Genomic DNA, 18,939 nt, shown 5'->3' on the forward strand with positions numbered 1-18,939 from the left:
CATCCATGTGTACTAGGTTAACCAGATGATGCGCAATGATATATCGTATCTTTCTTGGGTCAAGCTATTTCATCTATATGAGGGTAGGGCGGTAGTATTACCGCTCCTCCTTTACCCGCTTACTCCGCCCACTTTCATGCCGCTCTCGCATATCGGAATCAATGTAGCGATCGGTCGTAGCCATACTTGCATGTCCCGCATCATCGCGCACATGCTCGCGGGGGCGGTACTTCACATCTTCAGAAATACCCGTATGGCGGAGCCAGTGAACAGTAGCAGCCTTAAGATCTTCAGCATCTTCCCCTAAGCCTTCTTCAACCATCCGTTGGTGGGCAGCATCAAAGCAGTTTTGAACAATCAGGCGAACCTGTCGGGTACTGGTAACCGGTCCCTTGCCACGGGACTTGTGCACCAGAGGTGTCTGCTCGTTAATGCTGGGCAGAGCAGGGAGCTGCAAATAATTCCTGTAGCGCTTCAAGGCCTTCAACATTTGATCGCAAACAGTGATCGCCCGGCCTTTGTTACCTTTACCCGTAACGTGAAACCACCAGTTTCCGTCGCGATCTTTCTTAAAATCACCCATAACTGGTGCCGATCTTTCATCTGCAACCAACTCAGAAATTCGCAAATACATAGCGAATAGGGCGTTCATAATAAATAAAGTTCGCTCGTGATCAGTTGGCGATGTCTCGGCCATGATCTCAGCAGTCTCCAGGACATAATCCCACTGCAAGTTGCTGATTCGACGTACAACCTGGCTTTGTTGCTCACGTCGAACAAACTTACTTTTCTGGCGAATCAGTGCCACAGGATTGGCTGGAACCAAGCCTTCTTGATAGAGAAAATCGAAGAAGGATGACAATGCAGTAAAGATGCATTTGATCGCTGCCTGGGATGGCCGAAACTCCTTGGGAGAAGCTGTCTTGCCAGCACGAAACTCAACTTTGGACACACTGACTACGAATGGCCGCCAATCGGCATTCACAACGCGCTCGCCATTTTGTGTTTTGAATCTGGCAACATTTTTAGTTCCGATCCAGGCAATTGGTGGCTCAATGCAAAACTGCACAAACTCCTCAATGTGTTCGCGCTTCAGAGTCATTATTGAAACTTCTTCAATGCGCCAAGCCCATTGCAGCAAGCGCTCAAGTTCACGGCGGTAGCTGTTAAACGTTGCCTGGCTGCCGTTATAGCTGTAAAGAAACTTAAGCGTGAACTCCAGATCGGTATCAGCACCAGGAATCTGCTTGCTGAGATAACGGCTAGCTGAAAAGCTGGTGCAGCGGAATGGATTCTCAAGGTTGCTCAGGTTGTCGATGATTGGTGCTGGTGGCCGGTTGGAAGCAGACATAGAAATATGGAGTTGTTGTTGGAATGCGTGGACTGCCAAGTAAAGTACTTAATCAGTATTCATAAAAAGCCGTTATTAATCAATAATTTATCATAATTTTTGCCAACTAAAACCTAGATTTCCAACATAAGCGACACACGCTTGCCCACCAGAAATTCCAGTGGGCTCCAATAATTTAACATTTTTCTTGGGCGGGCATTAATACGAAACACCGCATCGTCAATCTGGCTTTTCGGTAACTTGCCAATCTTCATCCCTTTCGGGAAGAAACGCCTTAGCAGCCCATTGGTGTTTTCGTTCAACCCCCGCTCCCACGAGTGATATGGCTTCGCAAAATATATCTTGCAACCTAGTTCCCGCGCAATCGACTGATGGCCCGCGAATTCACCGCCGTTGTCGAAGGTTATGGTTTTACACACTGCTTGATATGGCTTCAGCATCTGCTTGATGGCACGACTCACAGTCTTCTTACTCTTATTTGACACTCTGCGAGTGAGCAGCAATTTGGAAACTCGCTCAACTAAGGTCACCAGATAGCCATCTTGACCATAAACTGTATCCCCCTCCCAATGCCCGAGCTCTGTATTGCCATCAACAATCACAGGACGTTCGTCAATGTCGATGCGCCCCGGTATAAGCTTCACTCCCGCCTCAGGGCCCGTGCGTTTGCGATAAGGTTTACCTTTTCGCGGTAGGCGCAGTCGCCAGTTGAGCCGCTTAATCCAGCGGTAAATCGTTGAGCAGCTGACGGTTTTGTTACACTTCTCAAGCCGCATGCGCCCGGCAATTTGTTCGGGGCTTGCGTTTTTCAGTTGGTGGTCGATTTGCACTTTCATGGCGAAATCGAACTTAGTGTATTTGTGCGCTCCGTGTCGCCGCTGCAGCATCTGTCGGTGTGCGCTCTCCGCACTATAAGGGTTACAGCGGTTTAATTCGCGGGAAACAGTTTTGTTTGAACGACCGAGCTTTATCGCAATGGCTCGTGCTGAATAGTTCTGCCCATTAAGGACTTCAATCTGGTATCGTTCTTTCAGGGTCAGCTGGCTGGTATGGGTTCCCATGGGGTTCCTGGCTTGTTTGTGTGGAAGCTAACCAGCCTACAGCTAGCTGGCCCCCTCTGCTATCGCCAAGTGTGTCGGTTGTTATGGGAATCTAGGAAATACTTAATTGCACAAATATTTATCATTGCGGAATCAAAAATTCACTTTCCCAACTAAAGTACTTAATTGAACGACCAGTATAGGCCTTGGATAAGGTCTTCAATCCCGACTTGTCTTCAACTACTCCTAGTATACTTAGAGAGAGTTTTTAGCGATGGCATAGCATACCCCTCTCACTCTGATAATGTTTAAGCACTAAAAGCCAACCAACTGTCAGTGGATAGGTTTACCCCAACGTTCGCCTTAACAGCAATGTCCCTTGATGCCAAGATTCCACGAGAGAAATATTTAATTAGTGGAAATTTGAAGTTCTATTTCTGGTACATCTTGATTTTAACTAGTAGTGTTAATTGGAATCCTCTTCTTCACGAGCAATAATTATTTGGTATTGTTGTAAAATTAATTCTGGCATCCTCTACAGAAAGACCATTATAGCCCAAATGCGCTTATTATCATGAGCTGCCCAGCCAAGCTGGTATGCCATACGTTTTAACACCGTGTTTAATTATCCGGAATTGCCTACGATAAGCCGCTCTAGATCATTTTGACTAATACTGGACGCAATGGGAATAATCCGCGCAGTATTCCGTAATTGCCTTTAAAGGGAGCTGGTATGACTGTCAACATGTCTCAAATGTAACATTTAAGTCATTTCCGCTCGCACCTGTCTATGCGGCCAGCATGGTGGTGGTAAACCCCTTTTCTGAGTTTCCTACGCTTGAGCTGAACGCCCTGATTACCCGATTTAATATCATACTGCCTAGCAAGGCATGGAAAGCAAGCTTCGGATAGAGTGAGTGTGCACCCATAAGCTGGCGTATTCGTCCCCCTATAAGTTGTCGCAGTTAGGGGCCAGAAGGGCTATGACTCACAAAACGACCAGTAAATGAGTCATAGATCCAAGTTCTATGACTCAAGTGAATGGATACCCTCTCCCGGTTACACCTCTATTACAGAAGCAAGCCGAGACATCAGCCGTTACTTGATGACTTACTGCAACTGGGAGCGTCCCCACCAACACAATGACGGATTACCTCCCGCAAAGCGGAAGAAAAATTTAACTTACTGTCCGGAAATAGTTGACCACTACACCGCCACCATTTAAAGAGAAAAGCTTAGGGCCTTCTATATTGGCTAACGAAACTTTACCTACTTCATGAATAAGTATTTATAAGCGTATTATCCATTCTTTATGAGCTATGAATAAGTACCCGTAAGTAGTGAGTCCTTTTCACTTTTGACTGTGTAGGCTACAGCATCACTAAAATTAGGACAGTTAGTGTTTTCTCATATTCTTCAGATATGGCTGAAACAGCCCAACCGGGGTAATTGATCTAATCCCAATTTATCAAAATCGAGGGGTCTGGGTTCAGAAGAAAATTGTATTCACCAAGTACGGCTGCACCGGCACTTATAATACTGTGGAAGAGCCCAGATAAGCCCCTAATATCTCACCTCGTAAGCAGAGGGGTATAGTGTCCTCCTGCTGGCCTCCGGGTAAATACCGCACATCAATGTACTTCATTAGAGTTTCACTAGCGGGCACATAAAACAATTGCTTTTATTGCCTATTCACAAGTTTCCCAGTTGGTGGGAATAGGGGAGAGGTATGATAGAAGGAGAAGGTATCCCTCTCCACTCACTTCAAAGGTCACGGTACTCAGGCCGAGTTTAGCTGCCTCAGGCTCCTAATCGATAACCTAAAAACTTTCACACTGACACGTGTCATTACCCGATTTATCCGCCGGGGCTGCCTGTCAGCAAACATTCCCATGAAGTGAGCAATCACGAGGCCTTTGGCCATAGATTAGCAGTCTTGACCGACCTCTTAATATCACAAATATAGCTATTTCATTCTTGTGACATTAAGACGAGGTGCTAGTATCTATCACATATATAGTTGATAATGACATTTGTGATACCCGTTAAAGAAAAAACTACAGATGCCCGTAGAAAAACTGTTTACCGAACCTGAGTTGCAAGTGCTCCTTGATATGAATGCTGCGCCCCCTCACGGGCAACGAAATGCAGCCCTTATCATTGGTGCGGTGTATTGGGGTATTACCCCATCAGAGCTAAGTTTGCTTCGCCTTGAAGATGTTATGGATCAAGGAGGGCAATTCTTCAGGGTTTGGACGCTTCCAGCCTCAACAGCCTACAACGGCGAGGTAAGGGAACTACATACTGAGGATCATGTTCTTCCATTCTTTGAAGCTTATATGGGTCAGCGAGTTAAAGAAGGATTGTATAAAAGTAATCAGTCCTGGTATCGGAACTCAGACCCTAAAAGTTATTTCTTTTTAAATGATCGTGGCGAGCCATTTAAATTGTCACCACGAAAAAAGGGGGCCACTGATTACCAGCCTGCTTCTATGAACTCCAAGCTGAAGCAGCTTATTGCGAATACTGGTATTCAAGGGGCGAAACCTTCCACCTTTAGAGATACATTCATAAAGAATATGTATGAAGCAGGGTGTGGATACAAAGAACTAATGAAGGTTAGCGGCATTAAAGGCAAGGAAACACTTGATCGAAAAATCAGGCCGCACGAGCGAGAACTTGAAGCTGTCTTTAAAAATCTCTTTTCAAGAGTAAAACAACCTACATGATTTAGCTGTGAGTTCAACTGGCCGTATATTGCAGAAGAACTCATTCACTATTGAGCCATAATTTATCGTATCAAGTGTTAATTACGATATAAACAAATTATTCGCTAAGGCAATATCGCCGGATCAATGCTTATGAAATTAGAAACTGTCGTAGTAAAAAACTTTCGTTGTTATGAAGAGCTAGAAATTGATCTTCATCCCCAGACAACCGTGCTGGTAGCAAATAATGGTCAAGGTAAAACCTCGGTACTCGATGCTATTCGAGTAGCGCTCTGGCCCTATGTCAGTCAGTTTGATCTAGCTAAGGGTGCATATGTTGACCCTGCTAATACAATCACTATTGATGATGTTCGAATTGTAAAAGTGAGCTCCGAATCTACAGCTGCAGGCTTTGGAGTGCTTGATGAAATGGCACGCCAATTTGCCTCTTCTGTCACTGCTACGGGAGACTATGGGAAAGGCAAAAAAATCTGGGAACGCTATCGTGATAGTGAAGCTGTTAAGTCCCAAACTAAAGATGACAAAGCTTGTAGAGATCTTAAAAGCTTTGCTAAGGGTCTTCAGCAACAAGTAAGAGATTTGGATAAAGAGCCAAAAACATTACCTGTATTTGGTTACTATGGAACGGGCCGGCTTTGGAAGGAAAAGCGCCTTACGGAATCAAAAAAAGGAAGTAAGGCCAATGATGAAGGCATCCGTACTTTCGCCTTCAGAGATTGTCTTGATCCTGCATCTAGCTATCGTCAGTTTGAAGATTGGTTTACAGCAGCTTACAAACGAGTTTTGGAGCATCAGATTAGCCAGCTGCAACGAGGGACAACTTTTATAGATGTTGATCCAAAACTAAAGATACCCGTTAAGGTTGTACAAGATGCAGTCAATGAAGTATTGAAGCCTGTTGGCTGGCAGAACCTTCAGTTTAGTCAGCGTGATGACGAGTCGCTGGTACTACGCCACGACGAATACGGTGTAATGAAAGCAGATCAATTAAGTGATGGTATCAAGAATATCTTGGCTATGATTGCTGACATAGCGTATCGCGCAGTACTGTTAAATGGTCATCTCGGCGAAGCGGCGGCCAAAAAGTCGCCCGGTATCGTCATGATTGATGAGGTCGATATGCATCTGCATCCCCAATGGCAGCAGACTGTTATCGGCTCACTCCAAGCAGCGTTTCCAAATATTCAGTTTGTCGTAACAACCCATAGCCCTCAGGTCCTATCTACAGTGCCATCAGAGAGCATTCGTATTATTCGACATGAAGTTAACCCAGATACAGGCAAAATTGAGTCATCCGCTAGCCCGGCCTCGGTTCAAAGTCTTGGCGTGGCAAGTGCGAATATTATGGCTGAGCTGCAGGGTGTTGACCCTGTGCCAGATGTCGAGCAGGCACGATGGCTGACAGAGTATAAGGCGCTTATTGTAGAGAGTAACTTGGATAGTGAAAAAGCAAAGGGGCTTAAGAACAGAATCATTGATCACTTTGGTGAAAACCATCATGAATGGTTGGAGTGCGAGCGTTTAAGACGCCTGCAGGTCATGAAAGCAAAACTACCTAAAAGAAGTAAATAAGGAGCTTTCATGCATAAGCTAAACAGGCCTATTCCGCCTGCTTGTTTAAGCCAATATCAACATGGCAGAGACAATTGGCATCAGGTCACGCAGGCCCATAAAAATGAGATCTGGTTGAAGATTGATGAGATGCAGAACGGTCGCTGTGCGTATTGTGAAGCCACTATTAGGACAACACCTGGCGAGCGAAATGCCCATTTAGAGCATTTTCGCCAAAAAAGAACTGACTGTTACCCTCAGGGAACATTCCTATGGAGTAATTTGTTTGGTTCCTGTGGGCGTGATGATAGTTGCGGTAAGCACAAAGATAGACAGCTGCCTTATAACTATCAAGATCTGATAAAAATGGATCAAGATGATCCGGTAGATTATTTGAGTTTTCTGTCTGATGGGAATGTTGTTCCTGCAAAAGGGCTGCATCCAGATCAAAAGAAGCGAGCCGTAGAAACTATTCGAATTTTTAACTTAAACGGCTCTTTACGGCAGATACGAGAAACAATGCTGAAAGGCTATATAGAAACAGCGGAAGAATTTGCGGATTATGCTGCGGATTTTGAGGAAGAAGAATGGTTGCCTTTGCTTGAAGAAGAATTAGAGAATATTAAGAACTTGCCGTTTACAACAGCTATTAAACATGTGCTTCTTCCGGCTTAAAATCTTAATATGAGACAACAGAAATAGTGGGATATGGATAGTTGGAATATGGTTCTGTGATAATATCTATGTTAATAGCGCTAGAGTGATCACTATATAAATTTTAGGTATGAAGGATAATTATGGCGCACTTAATTGAAACTATTCGAAACTCATCTTTAGGTGAAGCAATTCTCGAGCTGGAGCGGACTCATGAACTAATTGTTTATGCAGCAATATCTGCACAAAATGAAATCGGCTCTAAAATAAATACTTGGGGTTCGGACTTGAAGCGATTAGAAGTAGTATTGCCGCAAGGTCAGCTCTTATTAGGAAAGTCTACAGAGAAGCTAGTTGAATTGATAAATATTCTAGCTACAACTGAGCGGACAATTTCAGCGTTAAAATGGTTTGAAACTCTGTATCCGAATGCCTTCCTCAGAGAATGCCACTCTTCAACAAGTGATGATACGGGAGGTAATGATATTGTGTTGATAGAGCCTAAATCTGAAAAGGTAATTGTTCGATGTGAAGTTACGGACGTTACTTCTAGTAATCCGGGGCAGAATGGAAAAGAAAAGAAGGACCTAAAGAACTTGGGGTGTTCCTACGCGCTACCCAGCGACGGAGTTGATAGGTATATCGCAACGTCTTTAGAATTTTCAAATGCCCTTAAGTCTGAAAAACGAAAGTGGAAGTCTCTACATTACAGGTATTTTGCCCATGAGACTAAATGTAGCAATCAAACGGTAATGTTGGAAATCGTCAGCGCCTAACTAGCGTATGTTGCCGGACTGGTTTTCCGCTGCGCTTAAAATTAGTCTCAGGGAGGTTATTGGAAGGTGAAATTGTGGAATGAGTCTGACATGAAAAATTCTTTTGGGCGTCGAATTGCTAGAGGTATGCCCAGTATGCCCAAAACCATGGTTCTGGGATTTTTAATCTCGGAATGGCTGTTCCGTGTTCATAGCGATAATCAACATCCTATATCAATAAAGGAATTAGATAGGAATATGAAGTTTAGGGCTTGTGGTTGAGCCGGAAGACCGATGTTCTCCATATAACAAGAAATCTCAATACCCCTACTCACAAACTGTTGAGGATGAAATCGTAGAAAATATGGGAGGGAATATTTACGGGCCATATACCGGTCGATATTTTGTTTCTGATAATGAAACAGATATAGAGCACATTGTTGCAGCTTCGGAGGGCCATGATAGTGGGTTATGTGCAGCGAATGAAAATGGAATGATTTATCTATGAGTCTTGCAGGTATTAGGTCGAACAGGGGGGATGCTTATCAACGTGCTGTGGCATTGAACTGGGTTGTTCAAATGCTGACTGGAGAAAAGGTCGAAGGTGTGATGGTTGACGTTATCGCAATTCCTGGCGAGACCTATTCCATATACGGCGATGACATTGTAGTTTTCTACCCCCACGATCGAAAAGCATTTATTCAGGCAAAGGTCAATCAACCAAATCACTTATGCTGGAGGTTGAGTGATTCGGTGTTAAAAAAGGAGCTGATAGCCGCGTACAAGCAGTTGTCTTCAACACCCTCATGTGATTTTCTCTTTTACTCCCGAACGCCGTTTGCTGATTTAGAACGGGTGATAGAGGAGGTTAATTGTTATCCAGATTATGCTGCTTTTGTGCGACAGGGAATAAAAAAACAGCAGCAGGTTTTGGATGTCCTTGTGAGCCTTTGGCAATGTACTGCTGAACAAGCATTTTTAGCAATAAAGCGTATTAAGATTGGTTCACACCACTCCGTGGAAGAGTGGGAGCAGCACAGTTTTAGTTTGATGAGGCTGCATTTTTCACAGCCACAGACCGCTATTCAATTGCTTTACAGCTATGTAGACAAACAGCATAGTAAATTGGCTGAAACGCAATACATCATTGACAGACAGTCTGTACTAACCATGTTGAAAGAGCATGGAATCTACCCGGTGCTCAATTTCAATGAAGAGAAGATTATCCAGTCTTTTCGAGCATTTTCCGCTCAAGGGCGACAATGGGTAAGGACGATAGGCGATACAGTCATTCAAAGGCCTGTCGTTGGAGATTTAATTCAGGCCGTGGAAGATAATACGCCAACGGTTCTATTGGAAGGTGTGGCTGGAGGGGGAAAGACCTGCATTCTTCTTGATGTGATAGATCATTTCGATAATGAGGATAAGGTTGCTTCTCTTTTTGTAAAAGGTGATCTCTATGCGCATATTGAATCATTATTTCATCTTAGGGATTTTGGATTGGATAATGATCTCGTTGCACAGTGCGCTTTTTTGGCAGAGAAGAGAAAAGTAGTCGTTGTTATTGATTCTCTGGATGTATTGGCTGTAGGAAAAAGCCATAAAAGCCTGTGTTGCTTTCTTGGCCTGATTGCCTGTCTTCGTCATGTTCCAAATGTCACGATCATAGCGGCTTGCCGTTCGTTTGATGTTGCTTATGACCCAATGCTGAGAGAAATGGACTGGCATGATACAGTTAAGATCCAACCGCTTTCCTATGAGAGTGATGTTTCTCCGCTACTGGTTACATGTGGAGTGCCTCCAGGTGACGTCAGTCAATCTCTCCAATCGTTATTGATTATTCCCCAGAATTTGAGGCTATTTTATACCCTTATTAAAAAAGGGATGGTTCTTCAAGATATTGAAGAGCATGACCTCTACGATCTCTATATACGTGAAGTGATTGAAGGACACGAATCATTCGGCCGCGAGGTTGTTGATAAATTACAAGATGTGGCAGCCAGTTTACTTGCGGAGCGCAGTTATAATTTCAGTAGAAATTCGATCCATTTAGATGATCAAGTTATTACTCGGTTGTTGAGCGAAGGTATTTTAACCGAAGTTGATGCTTATCAGTTGATGTTTAGCCACCAGACCTTGGCTGATTCTCTCCACATTCGTAAAGCTCAGAAGGAAGGTGTTGACTTGCTGAGCTTTGTAACTTCACAGCCTCAGCTACCTTTTGTGCGCCCTGCAGTTAGAACGTTTGTCCAGTATCTTCGATTTGCGCAGCCCAGAGCTTTTACTAAGCAGCTGAAGACCTTTTTGTCCGATAACTCTGTTGCTACACATTTGAAGCGGCTGTCGTTAGAGACGCTTGCAGAAATGTCACCAAGACAGTCTGATCTGGTGATTATCAAGGCACTGGTTGGTTATTCACCCGCTTTACTGAAACGATTTTTGGATAAAGCCGATGATGCTATTTGGTTTGATCTGCTTCGAGGCCCATTGGTTTCATTTTCGGCTACCTCGGCTGGAGAAAATATTGCAGGGACTGTGTTGCGGTATTTTGAGCAATTCGCGGAAGGGAATGAAGAGTGGTTAGTTAATGTTTGGCATCGTGCTATTGATGAGCAGTGGTTACCTATGAGTAGCCTTGTATGGAGCATATCTTCGTCATTGAAAAATTTGAAACGGTGGGATCTTGACCCAATAGCCGGTTTGTTAGAGAAGCTTTTAGATGCCAAACCTGAACATAGTGATATCGGTGGGGCTATATGCAAATATGTAGATGCCACGAATAGCAGTGATGAGTTGCTCTGGAAATTTATCGTTCAAGATGCAGAGCCTATTGAAGATATTAAGCGGGGTAAAGAAATAAAATTAAACTGCAAACGACATGATTTACTTGATGATGACTATCTAGAGCAGCGACTAAAGACCTCTGATGTCTTATTTGGTCTTGCGATGGATTATTTACTTCAGTTTGCATTTGATCACAATGAACTTAAACAATATTCTCCATTCGAGTCGATACTATTAGATTATACATCACACCACAAACTCCATAACAAAAGTGATATCTACTCACATGACTCTATTCACGAGTTTATGGATGCAGTTGAAGGTGCGCTGATTTATCGGTCTGGCAATGATGATTTACTATGGCGACAGTATGAATCAAAACTGAGAGAGAGCCGGGAATTGGGTGTTCGCTATCTGCTATGCGAAGCTTATACTAAGAATATCGACAAGTATATCGAGAGCATCAGTCTACAGCTTTTAGATCGTAAATTACATCGTTATGGATATTTGGAGTATGAGCTTGGACTGTTGGCAAGTAGAGCTTACCCACAGTTGAGTCCAGAAACCCAAAGGAATCACCAAGAACTGATTCGGCATCTATACGATGATGTTGACAGTGAGTATGAGGGGTGGATTGAAGAAAACATCTATGAGCGATTACTTTACGTACCCTCTATCTATCGCCTTGAAGAGCATGCTGATTTTTATCGGCGCTGTGAAAAGAAGTATGGCAGTTATAAGCCCAAACCGAAAATTACTTCCGGCGGAGGATGGGTTCGATCACCAGTGTCGAGTGATCAGCTTATTGAATTGAGTGACAACGGACTGGTAAAGCTTTTTTATCATTACGAAAGTGTAGGGCATTGGGATTTAAGGCAATCGGACAGTTTAGTCGGAGGGCAAGAATCTTTGGTAAGCGAGTTGAGGAACGCTGTATCTTGGGTGCCAAATCGATTTTTTGGCTTGATTCCTCTGCTTCTTTCTCCTGATGTTTCAAAGGTTTACCTTTTTGCGATTATAGACGGTGCCGTTTCACATCTGACCTGCCGTTTTGGCAATACCCGTAGTCCTAATTGGAAGAGGGTGGAGCCTCTTCCTGATGGCTATAAGTTGGCGACTACAGTATTAGGATTGATCGAAAAGTATTGTGAGCTGAAAGAAGCTCATTGTTATAGCCTAGCTAGGGCAATAGAAGCATGTGCGTATGTGCTAGATGATGAATTGAGCATTAATAGGATGATATTTCAGCTCTGGCGATTAGGGTTAGCTCAATATCCGGAACCAGCAAAGGATGAGGAGCAGCAGAGTTATATTGGTGCAGGTATTAATGCGCCACGAGGTATAGCAGCTAGTGCTTTGATGACCATCGCTGAGGGTTTTGCGAAGAGAAAAAAGCCTTTATGTGGTGAGTTATATTTGCTCTTGAGTCGATACGCATCAGACCCTTCTATGGTTGTTAGGTCGATTGTTTTATGGCGACTACCGTATTTCTTGAGCCGAGAACCTGAGTTTGGGTGGGAGCTGGTGGAATTGCTTATGGCTGGTGCTAGTCCTCGTTTAGGAAAGCACTTAGAGCGTACACTGTACTATCAGTATCACTCGAATTTCCATCAGGTAGCTCCCTATATTGACCAAATCAAGTATCTTGATGATGAGAAAACCGGAGCAGCATGGGGGCGGCTTGCAGCCTTATCCTATTTGTCAGGCTACATTTCCGAAGAAGATTTATGGTCTGGCGTATATGACAGAAACCCATCTCAGCTAGAAGGCATTGGGCAAGTATTTGTGGCTAATCTTGATAGCCAAAAGAGCCTTAAAAAATGTATAAAAGGTCTATCCCTGCTGTTTAAAAATGGTGTAGCACAAGCTGTTTTTTCTGATTTTGAGCTGGCTTTAGAAACTAAAGAGAAGCTACGCAACGTACCCCTAGAGTTGATCAGAGTTTATATTAATTACATTGAATTTTCTCATCTACGTGAAGTGGATGGAATATTCCTTTGGCTTGAGAAACACGCTTTATTGATGCCCCGTGATATCTTGGGGGTATTGGAGAAATTGATTGAAAGGTTAAAGGAGTTGGATCAAGCGATTTATTTCCATCGACCAGAGGCTCTGATTACAACAATTAAATTGTTGCTACAGGAGGCAGATTTATCAGATGATAATGAGTTCATTGATAGAGTTCTAGCTGCTCAGGAATGGTTTTATGATCAAGGGGTGAATGAACTTGAACGATTGCTGAATTGATAATAGCTAGGCTAACTATCAAAAACCCAAATAATGGGGTGACTGACTAGTTGGCGCACATCATATTGGAACTTAAATTACCAACATAGGTTGTAGTAGTTCAGGCTGTATCTGGCAGTTACCGGTCTTTCAGAAGACGCTCTGCCAAGTCAAATTCAGTTTGCAAGCTTCTCTTTCCAGTTGCTGCGCCCCCCTGGGGGACCCGAATACCCTACGCTTACGTAGCTTATTTGGAGACTCGAACTTGCCTAAGGAAGATTATCTTCATACTAAATACCCCTTAATGGATCAGTGATGACTATTCGAGATTGAATAAGGCATCCTCTAGCACTTCCTCAGGTGGTTCTTCATAGATTAAGGTTGTTGATGGGTTAACGTGCCCGGCAATTTTCTGAGCTATTTTAACTGATTTCTTTTGTTTATGGATGACATTGGTAATCAGCGAACGCCTGCCACTATGTGAACTAGCCTTTTCGATGCCGGCCCAATCACGAAGCATCAAAGCCATATGTTCTTGCAATGTGTTGGGAGAGTAGGGACCGCCTTATTGGGTAATAAAAAGAGGGGAGGAGGGTTTTATCTTCTCCCCTTTAGCAAGTCGTAAATTTAGATAGCGCGCCAAAGAGTCGCGGAGACCTTGGTCAACCATCGGGAGGTCCCGTGATCTTCCTTTATGCTGTTTAACTGTTGGGTAGAAATCTTCTGGGCTGACGTCAGCGCCTGATTTGGCTAAAGCTTCAATTTGCCTAACAACTTTGTTGAAACTATCAATATTGAAGCTGATCGTTTTACGTTGGTAGTGGCTTTTGGAGCGCTTCATGGCATCTGCACCCTTGGTATAGGCTGCAGGTAGGCTCATCACTTCCAACAATTTTAGTTCAGTGCCCATAGAATTAAGCTTGGCAACTTCCTTCACTGGTAGAAGAGCAATCTCTTGGGCACGCAGTCCCAGTTTAAAGCTGACCTGCATGATGGCCGCGTTCTTTTCTGGGTGGCGGTGGTCCTGGATCACCTGGAAGAGGTGACTTTGTTGTTCTCGTGTAGGGACGCGAGCTTGACCAGATTTGGGCATTAAAGACCTCGAAATAGGGGTGAAAAATAATCCGTAATAATGTTATTTTAACGGATTATGGCAGGGTATCTAGCTTAAATGCTAGATCTATAAGTGGCTATTCAAACGAAAGCTATAAGTGTACTTAGCTTATAGGCGCTTTTTTGATCAGCTTCATCCACGTGAAGTCGCCAGTGCACTTCATAGGTAGATTCACTTATACACCTATTAGCACGGTTCTTTCGGCTCACTTGTCCAAAGGTTTTTCAGAATTGCGTGAGTAATTTGGTCTTAGGAAAAGGCTTTGATGCGCTCCGATGATTGTATGCGAAAACACCTGGAATCCTGGAATCCTGGAATCCTGGAATCCTGGAATCCTGGAACCCTGTCACCTTAGAGCGCTGTAACCTTGGAACGCTATGACCCTGGAGCGTGGAAACTTAGAACACAGGAAGACAAAATGGAGATTACTCGGTCGGAACTAGAGTAGATGGACGCACGATTAAGTGTTTTAGTTGGAAATTAAGTATTTTAGTTGGCAAAAATTAAGTACTTTAGTTGGACGTCCATGCGGCAAATTATACGGAAAAACAGGCATTTATAAAATATCCGATATTCACAAATATCGGAAATACTGGGAGCCCTGGTGGGGCCTAGGTTTGAAGTTTTTGGACGTCCAACTAATGAGCCTGTAGCCACAGGATTATTAACGTTCAGGTATTAGAATTAAAATTATAGGCTGTCGTACTATCTACGCTGACTGTATTACCAACGGCCCTACTCCAACGGTAACTGGGTCACCATTTTCATCAAAATAGGTTCCTGGCACTGGAGAAAAATTACCGTTCGGCCCCTTTTGTGCAAGAGAATTACCTATTGATCACCTTAGCTGAGCCAACATATACAACTGAGCAAAAAAACAACGCTAGAGTAAACCCTACCAAAAAGATTGTAATTCCATAAAGTAAACCGCTGCTACCGCCATATTCTGACATCGAGTTAGTAACCAAGCCCGACCATAAAAGGAGCACCCCAAAAATTAAAGAGGTAATAATTGATATAGCTATACCTTTTCCTCGTGATCGAACAATTACAACCGAGGCAATGAAAGACAATAAAATGACCGCCAGTGATCTAATTAATATGTAGATAACATCTAAATGCCCACTTTCATCAATATAACCAGTGCCGGCTTGAGAAAAGCCAAACCATGAGACCATTGCCAAATTTAGGGTAATTAGAGTCCAACGGAAACCTAATTTGTAATTCATTGTTATTATCCTAGCCGATCGGTTAAAATTTGTGCGGCGAAGAGCTTTAGGCGTGTGAGGCTTACAAGAAAATGTCAAACTAAAGGGGCCACTCTTTCAGCATATCACTAGTAATATACTGGTCAGGCTCATACTTACTTAGAAATCTTTTGAAATCCATCCCAAGCTTTCCCGGCGAGGATTTGGACATCGAATCTAAGTCTTTCAGTCCAAAGCCTACCTTCACAGCCCCCTCGATATTAGCTTGGTACTTAGTCAACACTGCATTCCAGAGGAAGGAAATAGGACGAGCCCATTCTCGCAAATTGCCGCTATGAGATAAAGGTACAAACTTCCCGCTAGAGTCAAGTATCCAACCATCTTTTGCTTTTGATCGCCGATTCTCCAGAGTGGCAAATGTCTGCTCGTCCAAAAAACGAGCCCCTAATGCTTTGAAGCTACTCTTTGTGTGCACTGTAATTTTTCCATTTAAAAAGCACACTACAGGAAATGTAATAACCGAATCCATTTATTATCCTCGATTACTCGCCCTTTCCAGCTTTAAGGCTTGCCCCAAATGGTAACGCATACACCATCAAATTTTCGCTCCTCTCGGTAGATAAGTGGCCCTCTGCAATGCACACTTAAATTCAAATGAGCCACTTTGACCTCGAGTCCCATGTCTTTGGGTGGGTTGTGCCCACCCTATTTCGTTATGAATTATCTGACACGGGGTTACAGTCGATTGTCCTCTAGGTACTTTAGCGCAACACTTAATGCTTCATCAGGCTCTGTATTGATGTGGGGTTGAATTTTATATACTGGTTCGCCGCGTATCGAGGCTGACTGCCCTATTGGCAGCGCAATTGTCGTACCGTTTGTAAATTCAAATGTATAATTTGTAGACATTAGGCCTGCTGTCTCTGATCCTATCAGAATAGTATTTTCTCGATCTAAAAAAGTTTGGGCGAGCATCTCTGGCGCACTACCAGTATCATCACTTATCAGTACAATTACTCTTGCTTTTGAGAGTGGATGATGAGCAGTAGAATTATCTTTCCGTGATAGAGATCTTTCCATTGACGTCCTATTACCGGCCTCAACACTACCGTCTTTCAACCAGAAAATTCTTCCGATCCGTCAACCAATTGGCTTGAGTAGAGCTGCTGATCTGAGAAAAACTGTCTGGTGAGATAAAATAGCGGGACCAGATTGCCCCCTGGTTGATCGCGCAAATCAATAATCCAATTCTGTACCCCGTTTTCACTATATTTCTCGATTAGTGCGCCTGTGCGGGTAAATTCCGCCTGTCGAGCTGTTTCAGAACCAAACTTCTTGGGGAGAGAAATTAAGGCAGTTTTATTGCCAACTAAACTTAATTCACTCTTCAGTTGTCTTGTTTCTCCATACGCGGAGGTATCTGCCCGATTATAGATTGTAAGATGTTTATGATTGAGTTTTGAAAATAATGCAGTGAGAGCCGCATCTGCTTGATCATCGTTTTGAATTCCCATAAAAACGTCGTCTGCAAATTGTTCGAACTCTGTAATATCGATCGTGTCGCGCAAAATGTAGTGATCTTTGATTAGTGAAAGCGCATATTCTTTGAGTTTGTCGTAAGACTTGTTCGATTCAGCCTCAGTTTTATCTTGTAATAATTGCACATCTCCCAGCCACACTTCTCCAGATGAAAACATAAGATAACCGACTATTGCATTTGTCGCTTTACTAAGGCGTGGGATGCTCACGGAAACTGTGCGCCAATCGTGAGTTCCACTAACTGGATCATTTCTCATTTCGTATAGATAAAGGGGTGATCCATTGCCTTCAACCTTAACGATAAAGTGGCCAGTTTTAGTGACTTCATTCGCCTTGATTTTGAATTTTAATTCTGTTGGCCCCTTATGGAAAATTGATGGATCAATATCAAGAGTCATAAATAGTTGGCTGTCAGCTTGAGCTACTATATGCGCCAAAGCCCCTTCTGATGTTGAAACAATATTGCGAGTAGCGTTGTTAGTCTGAAATTTCCATTCCTCAGAAATTTGTAAGGTCTTCGAGTCTGATACAGATGTTGAAAGAGCATTTTGTGATAGAGCCAAAAAAGTCAAAACTGCAGTATTAATTATTGTTTTAAAGTGCATGGTCGCCGCCTTTCCTGTCGCATCCTCAAGTAAAGTTAAATTGATGCTAAAGTTTTAAGAAATGGATATTAGAATAGGTGTGTAACCATCTAATCATTGCAGGATGAAAAGTACAAGATTTTATTGCGGTAGCAAATAAATTTTCATTACCTGAAAAAGGTTCATTCGTACTAACTTATTGCGGTATATATTGATCCATTCTTAATCGGCACCTGGATTAAATTCTCATTTGATGTATCAAGGGTAGGTTTTAAATATTACTTCGACGCCACATGATAAAGGTCTTATGACATGGAATATCATCATATTAAATACGAGCAAATTGGCCCTGTAGCCATCGTTACTTTTAACCGTCCAGAGGTTAAGAACTGTATTGGTACTCGCGCTCACCGTGAGCTGGTGGATGCATTCGATCGCTTTCGTACCGATGACGGAGCAAAAGTTGCGGTAATCACCGGTGCTGGCGATTCTGCATTTTGTGCAGGGGGTGATTTGAAAAGCAATCTTGCTGCAACCGAACCTACCAACCACCCCGATCCTGACGTGGCTGTTTTATGTCCTGTAGAGCCCGCTGATATTGCCCGACATAATCGAGGTGAAGCTCCAGGCATTATAGGTCCATCCCGCTGGACCGATATTTATAAGCCTATCATTGCGGCTGTGAACGGAATCGCTTATGCGGGTGGCTTTGAGTGGGCATGTTTTGCCGATATGCGGATTGTAGAAGAACACGCATCCTTTGGAATGACTTGTCGTCGTTGGAATATCGGCTTAGCCGATGGTGGTACTCAGCGTTTGCCGCGTATTGTTGGTATGGGGCGAGCGCTGGAGTTAATCATCACGGGAAAAGTTATTGATGCTAAAGAAGCTTATCGCATTGGGTTGGCCAACGAAGTGGTGCCAAAGGGAGCCGCATTAGATCGTGCCGTAGAGTTAGCACAGTATATCTCCACCCTTCCCCAGCCAGCGATTCACTCTGATAAAGAAGCTGCCATCCGTGGTTATGGAAAGGATCTTGATGAAGGTCTACGAATTGAGGCTGAGTGCTTTAACCGATTATTCAGCGACTCAGAATCCAAAGAAGAGCTGTCCGAAGGCTTGAGGCGTTTTAACGAGCGCGATCATCCTGACCGAGTACGGGGACAAGCCAAAACACCCGGCATTATTCGTAGCGAAATGGAGTAATTGTGATAAGCCAAAAGAAGGCTGTATTCAAGAGGATGTATTGTTTAGGGGCTTAGATACCACGAATATCTCGGACAATATAGTAGAGGCCCATAGTGGCTATATGGGCCTCATTACTTTGGTGAATCAGTGGGGTTCTTATCGTCACTTTTATGATCTGGACAGCCGCCCTCTTCCCAAGGCCCAGTTTTTATTAGA

The 18,939-nt window shown here is 43.4% G+C and carries 14 protein-coding genes and 1 pseudogene; 7 read left to right on the forward strand and 8 right to left on the reverse strand.

Annotation, left to right across the window (positions count from 1 at the left end; all coding sequences use genetic code 11):
* Positions 1 to 97: 97 nt before the first annotated feature.
* Both ACJJIW_RS17145 and ACJJIW_RS17150 read right to left on the reverse strand, forming a co-directional pair.
* On the reverse strand, positions 98 to 1,351 hold the full coding sequence (locus ACJJIW_RS17145; protein ID WP_282932847.1) for a tyrosine-type recombinase/integrase: 1,254 nt from the start codon (positions 1,349 to 1,351) through the stop codon (positions 98 to 100).
* 113 nt (positions 1,352 to 1,464) lie between these two features.
* Entirely contained in the window at positions 1,465 to 2,412 is a 948-nt protein-coding gene (locus ACJJIW_RS17150; protein ID WP_444935851.1) for an IS30 family transposase, read from the reverse strand.
* A 1,015-nt stretch (positions 2,413 to 3,427) separates the two neighbouring features.
* On the opposite strand from ACJJIW_RS17150, the pseudogene ACJJIW_RS17155 reads away from it, so the two are divergent.
* The 6 genes and pseudogenes from ACJJIW_RS17155 to ACJJIW_RS17180 all read left to right on the forward strand — a co-directional run.
* Positions 3,428 to 3,616 (forward strand): annotated as a pseudogene (locus ACJJIW_RS17155) (hypothetical protein); the annotation flags it as partial.
* A gap of 838 nt (positions 3,617 to 4,454) precedes the next feature.
* The gene (locus tag ACJJIW_RS17160) at positions 4,455 to 5,120 is read left to right on the forward strand and encodes a site-specific integrase (protein WP_444935852.1); all 666 of its coding nucleotides are present in this window, start codon (positions 4,455 to 4,457) and stop codon (positions 5,118 to 5,120) included.
* 132 nt (positions 5,121 to 5,252) lie between these two features.
* Positions 5,253 to 6,692, forward strand: a complete 1,440-nt coding sequence (locus tag ACJJIW_RS17165; RefSeq protein WP_444935853.1) for an AAA family ATPase — start codon at positions 5,253 to 5,255, stop codon at positions 6,690 to 6,692.
* 9 nt (positions 6,693 to 6,701) lie between these two features.
* Positions 6,702 to 7,346: a retron Ec78 anti-phage system effector HNH endonuclease PtuB gene (ptuB, locus tag ACJJIW_RS17170; RefSeq protein WP_444935854.1), complete on the forward strand. Its 645-nt coding sequence runs from the start codon at positions 6,702 to 6,704 to the stop codon at positions 7,344 to 7,346.
* A gap of 122 nt (positions 7,347 to 7,468) precedes the next feature.
* On the forward strand, positions 7,469 to 8,101 hold the full coding sequence (locus tag ACJJIW_RS17175) for a hypothetical protein (protein WP_444935855.1): 633 nt from the start codon (positions 7,469 to 7,471) through the stop codon (positions 8,099 to 8,101).
* A gap of 483 nt (positions 8,102 to 8,584) precedes the next feature.
* A complete protein-coding gene (locus ACJJIW_RS17180) occupies positions 8,585 to 13,111 on the forward strand; it encodes an NACHT domain-containing protein (RefSeq protein WP_444935856.1) in 4,527 nt (1,508 codons plus the stop codon).
* 298 nt (positions 13,112 to 13,409) lie between these two features.
* Here ACJJIW_RS17180 and ACJJIW_RS17185 read toward each other — a convergent pair whose 3' ends face one another.
* The 6 genes from ACJJIW_RS17185 to ACJJIW_RS17210 form a co-directional block, all read right to left on the reverse strand.
* Positions 13,410 to 13,619 (reverse strand): site-specific integrase, encoded by a 210-nt coding sequence (locus tag ACJJIW_RS17185; RefSeq protein ID WP_444935857.1) that lies wholly within the window; start codon positions 13,617 to 13,619, stop codon positions 13,410 to 13,412.
* 36 nt (positions 13,620 to 13,655) lie between these two features.
* The gene (locus ACJJIW_RS17190) at positions 13,656 to 14,183 is read right to left on the reverse strand and encodes a hypothetical protein (protein WP_444935858.1); all 528 of its coding nucleotides are present in this window, start codon (positions 14,181 to 14,183) and stop codon (positions 13,656 to 13,658) included.
* 848 nt (positions 14,184 to 15,031) lie between these two features.
* The gene (locus ACJJIW_RS17195) at positions 15,032 to 15,433 is read right to left on the reverse strand and encodes a hypothetical protein (protein WP_444935859.1); all 402 of its coding nucleotides are present in this window, start codon (positions 15,431 to 15,433) and stop codon (positions 15,032 to 15,034) included.
* Positions 15,434 to 15,512: 79 nt separating this feature from the next.
* Positions 15,513 to 15,941, reverse strand: a complete 429-nt coding sequence (locus ACJJIW_RS17200; RefSeq protein ID WP_444935860.1) for a hypothetical protein — start codon at positions 15,939 to 15,941, stop codon at positions 15,513 to 15,515.
* 206 nt (positions 15,942 to 16,147) lie between these two features.
* Complete coding sequence (locus ACJJIW_RS17205) at positions 16,148 to 16,492, reverse strand: S41 family peptidase (RefSeq protein WP_444935861.1); 345 nt, start codon at positions 16,490 to 16,492, stop codon at positions 16,148 to 16,150.
* 35 nt (positions 16,493 to 16,527) lie between these two features.
* A complete protein-coding gene (locus ACJJIW_RS17210; protein WP_444935862.1) occupies positions 16,528 to 17,556 on the reverse strand; it encodes a S41 family peptidase in 1,029 nt (342 codons plus the stop codon).
* A gap of 291 nt (positions 17,557 to 17,847) precedes the next feature.
* Between ACJJIW_RS17210 and ACJJIW_RS17215 the strand changes: the two genes are divergently transcribed.
* Positions 17,848 to 18,741, forward strand: coding sequence for an enoyl-CoA hydratase/isomerase family protein (locus tag ACJJIW_RS17215; RefSeq protein ID WP_444935863.1), 894 nt, complete (start codon positions 17,848 to 17,850; stop codon positions 18,739 to 18,741).
* Positions 18,742 to 18,939 lie beyond the last annotated feature (198 nt).

It is taken from the genome of Microbulbifer maximicatervae (SeqCode) (assembly GCF_052467815.1).

What these genes read in the sequence shown, in the direction of transcription:
- ACJJIW_RS17145 (WP_282932847.1), bottom strand. Translation starts at nt 1,351, where the DNA reads ATGTCTGCTTCCAACCGGCCACCAGCACCAATCATCGACAACCTGAGC.
- ACJJIW_RS17150 (WP_444935851.1), bottom strand. Translation starts at nt 2,412, where the DNA reads ATGGGAACCCATACCAGCCAGCTGACCCTGAAAGAACGATACCAGATT.
- ACJJIW_RS17160 (WP_444935852.1), top strand. Translation starts at nt 4,455, where the DNA reads ATGCCCGTAGAAAAACTGTTTACCGAACCTGAGTTGCAAGTGCTCCTT.
- ACJJIW_RS17165 (WP_444935853.1), top strand. Translation starts at nt 5,253, where the DNA reads ATGAAATTAGAAACTGTCGTAGTAAAAAACTTTCGTTGTTATGAAGAG.
- ptuB (WP_444935854.1), top strand. Translation starts at nt 6,702, where the DNA reads ATGCATAAGCTAAACAGGCCTATTCCGCCTGCTTGTTTAAGCCAATAT.
- ACJJIW_RS17175 (WP_444935855.1), top strand. Translation starts at nt 7,469, where the DNA reads ATGGCGCACTTAATTGAAACTATTCGAAACTCATCTTTAGGTGAAGCA.
- ACJJIW_RS17180 (WP_444935856.1), top strand. Translation starts at nt 8,585, where the DNA reads ATGAGTCTTGCAGGTATTAGGTCGAACAGGGGGGATGCTTATCAACGT.
- ACJJIW_RS17185 (WP_444935857.1), bottom strand. Translation starts at nt 13,619, where the DNA reads ATGGCTTTGATGCTTCGTGATTGGGCCGGCATCGAAAAGGCTAGTTCA.
- ACJJIW_RS17190 (WP_444935858.1), bottom strand. Translation starts at nt 14,183, where the DNA reads ATGCCCAAATCTGGTCAAGCTCGCGTCCCTACACGAGAACAACAAAGT.
- ACJJIW_RS17195 (WP_444935859.1), bottom strand. Translation starts at nt 15,433, where the DNA reads ATGAATTACAAATTAGGTTTCCGTTGGACTCTAATTACCCTAAATTTG.
- ACJJIW_RS17200 (WP_444935860.1), bottom strand. Translation starts at nt 15,941, where the DNA reads ATGGATTCGGTTATTACATTTCCTGTAGTGTGCTTTTTAAATGGAAAA.
- ACJJIW_RS17205 (WP_444935861.1), bottom strand. Translation starts at nt 16,492, where the DNA reads ATGGAAAGATCTCTATCACGGAAAGATAATTCTACTGCTCATCATCCA.
- ACJJIW_RS17210 (WP_444935862.1), bottom strand. Translation starts at nt 17,556, where the DNA reads ATGCACTTTAAAACAATAATTAATACTGCAGTTTTGACTTTTTTGGCT.
- ACJJIW_RS17215 (WP_444935863.1), top strand. Translation starts at nt 17,848, where the DNA reads ATGGAATATCATCATATTAAATACGAGCAAATTGGCCCTGTAGCCATC.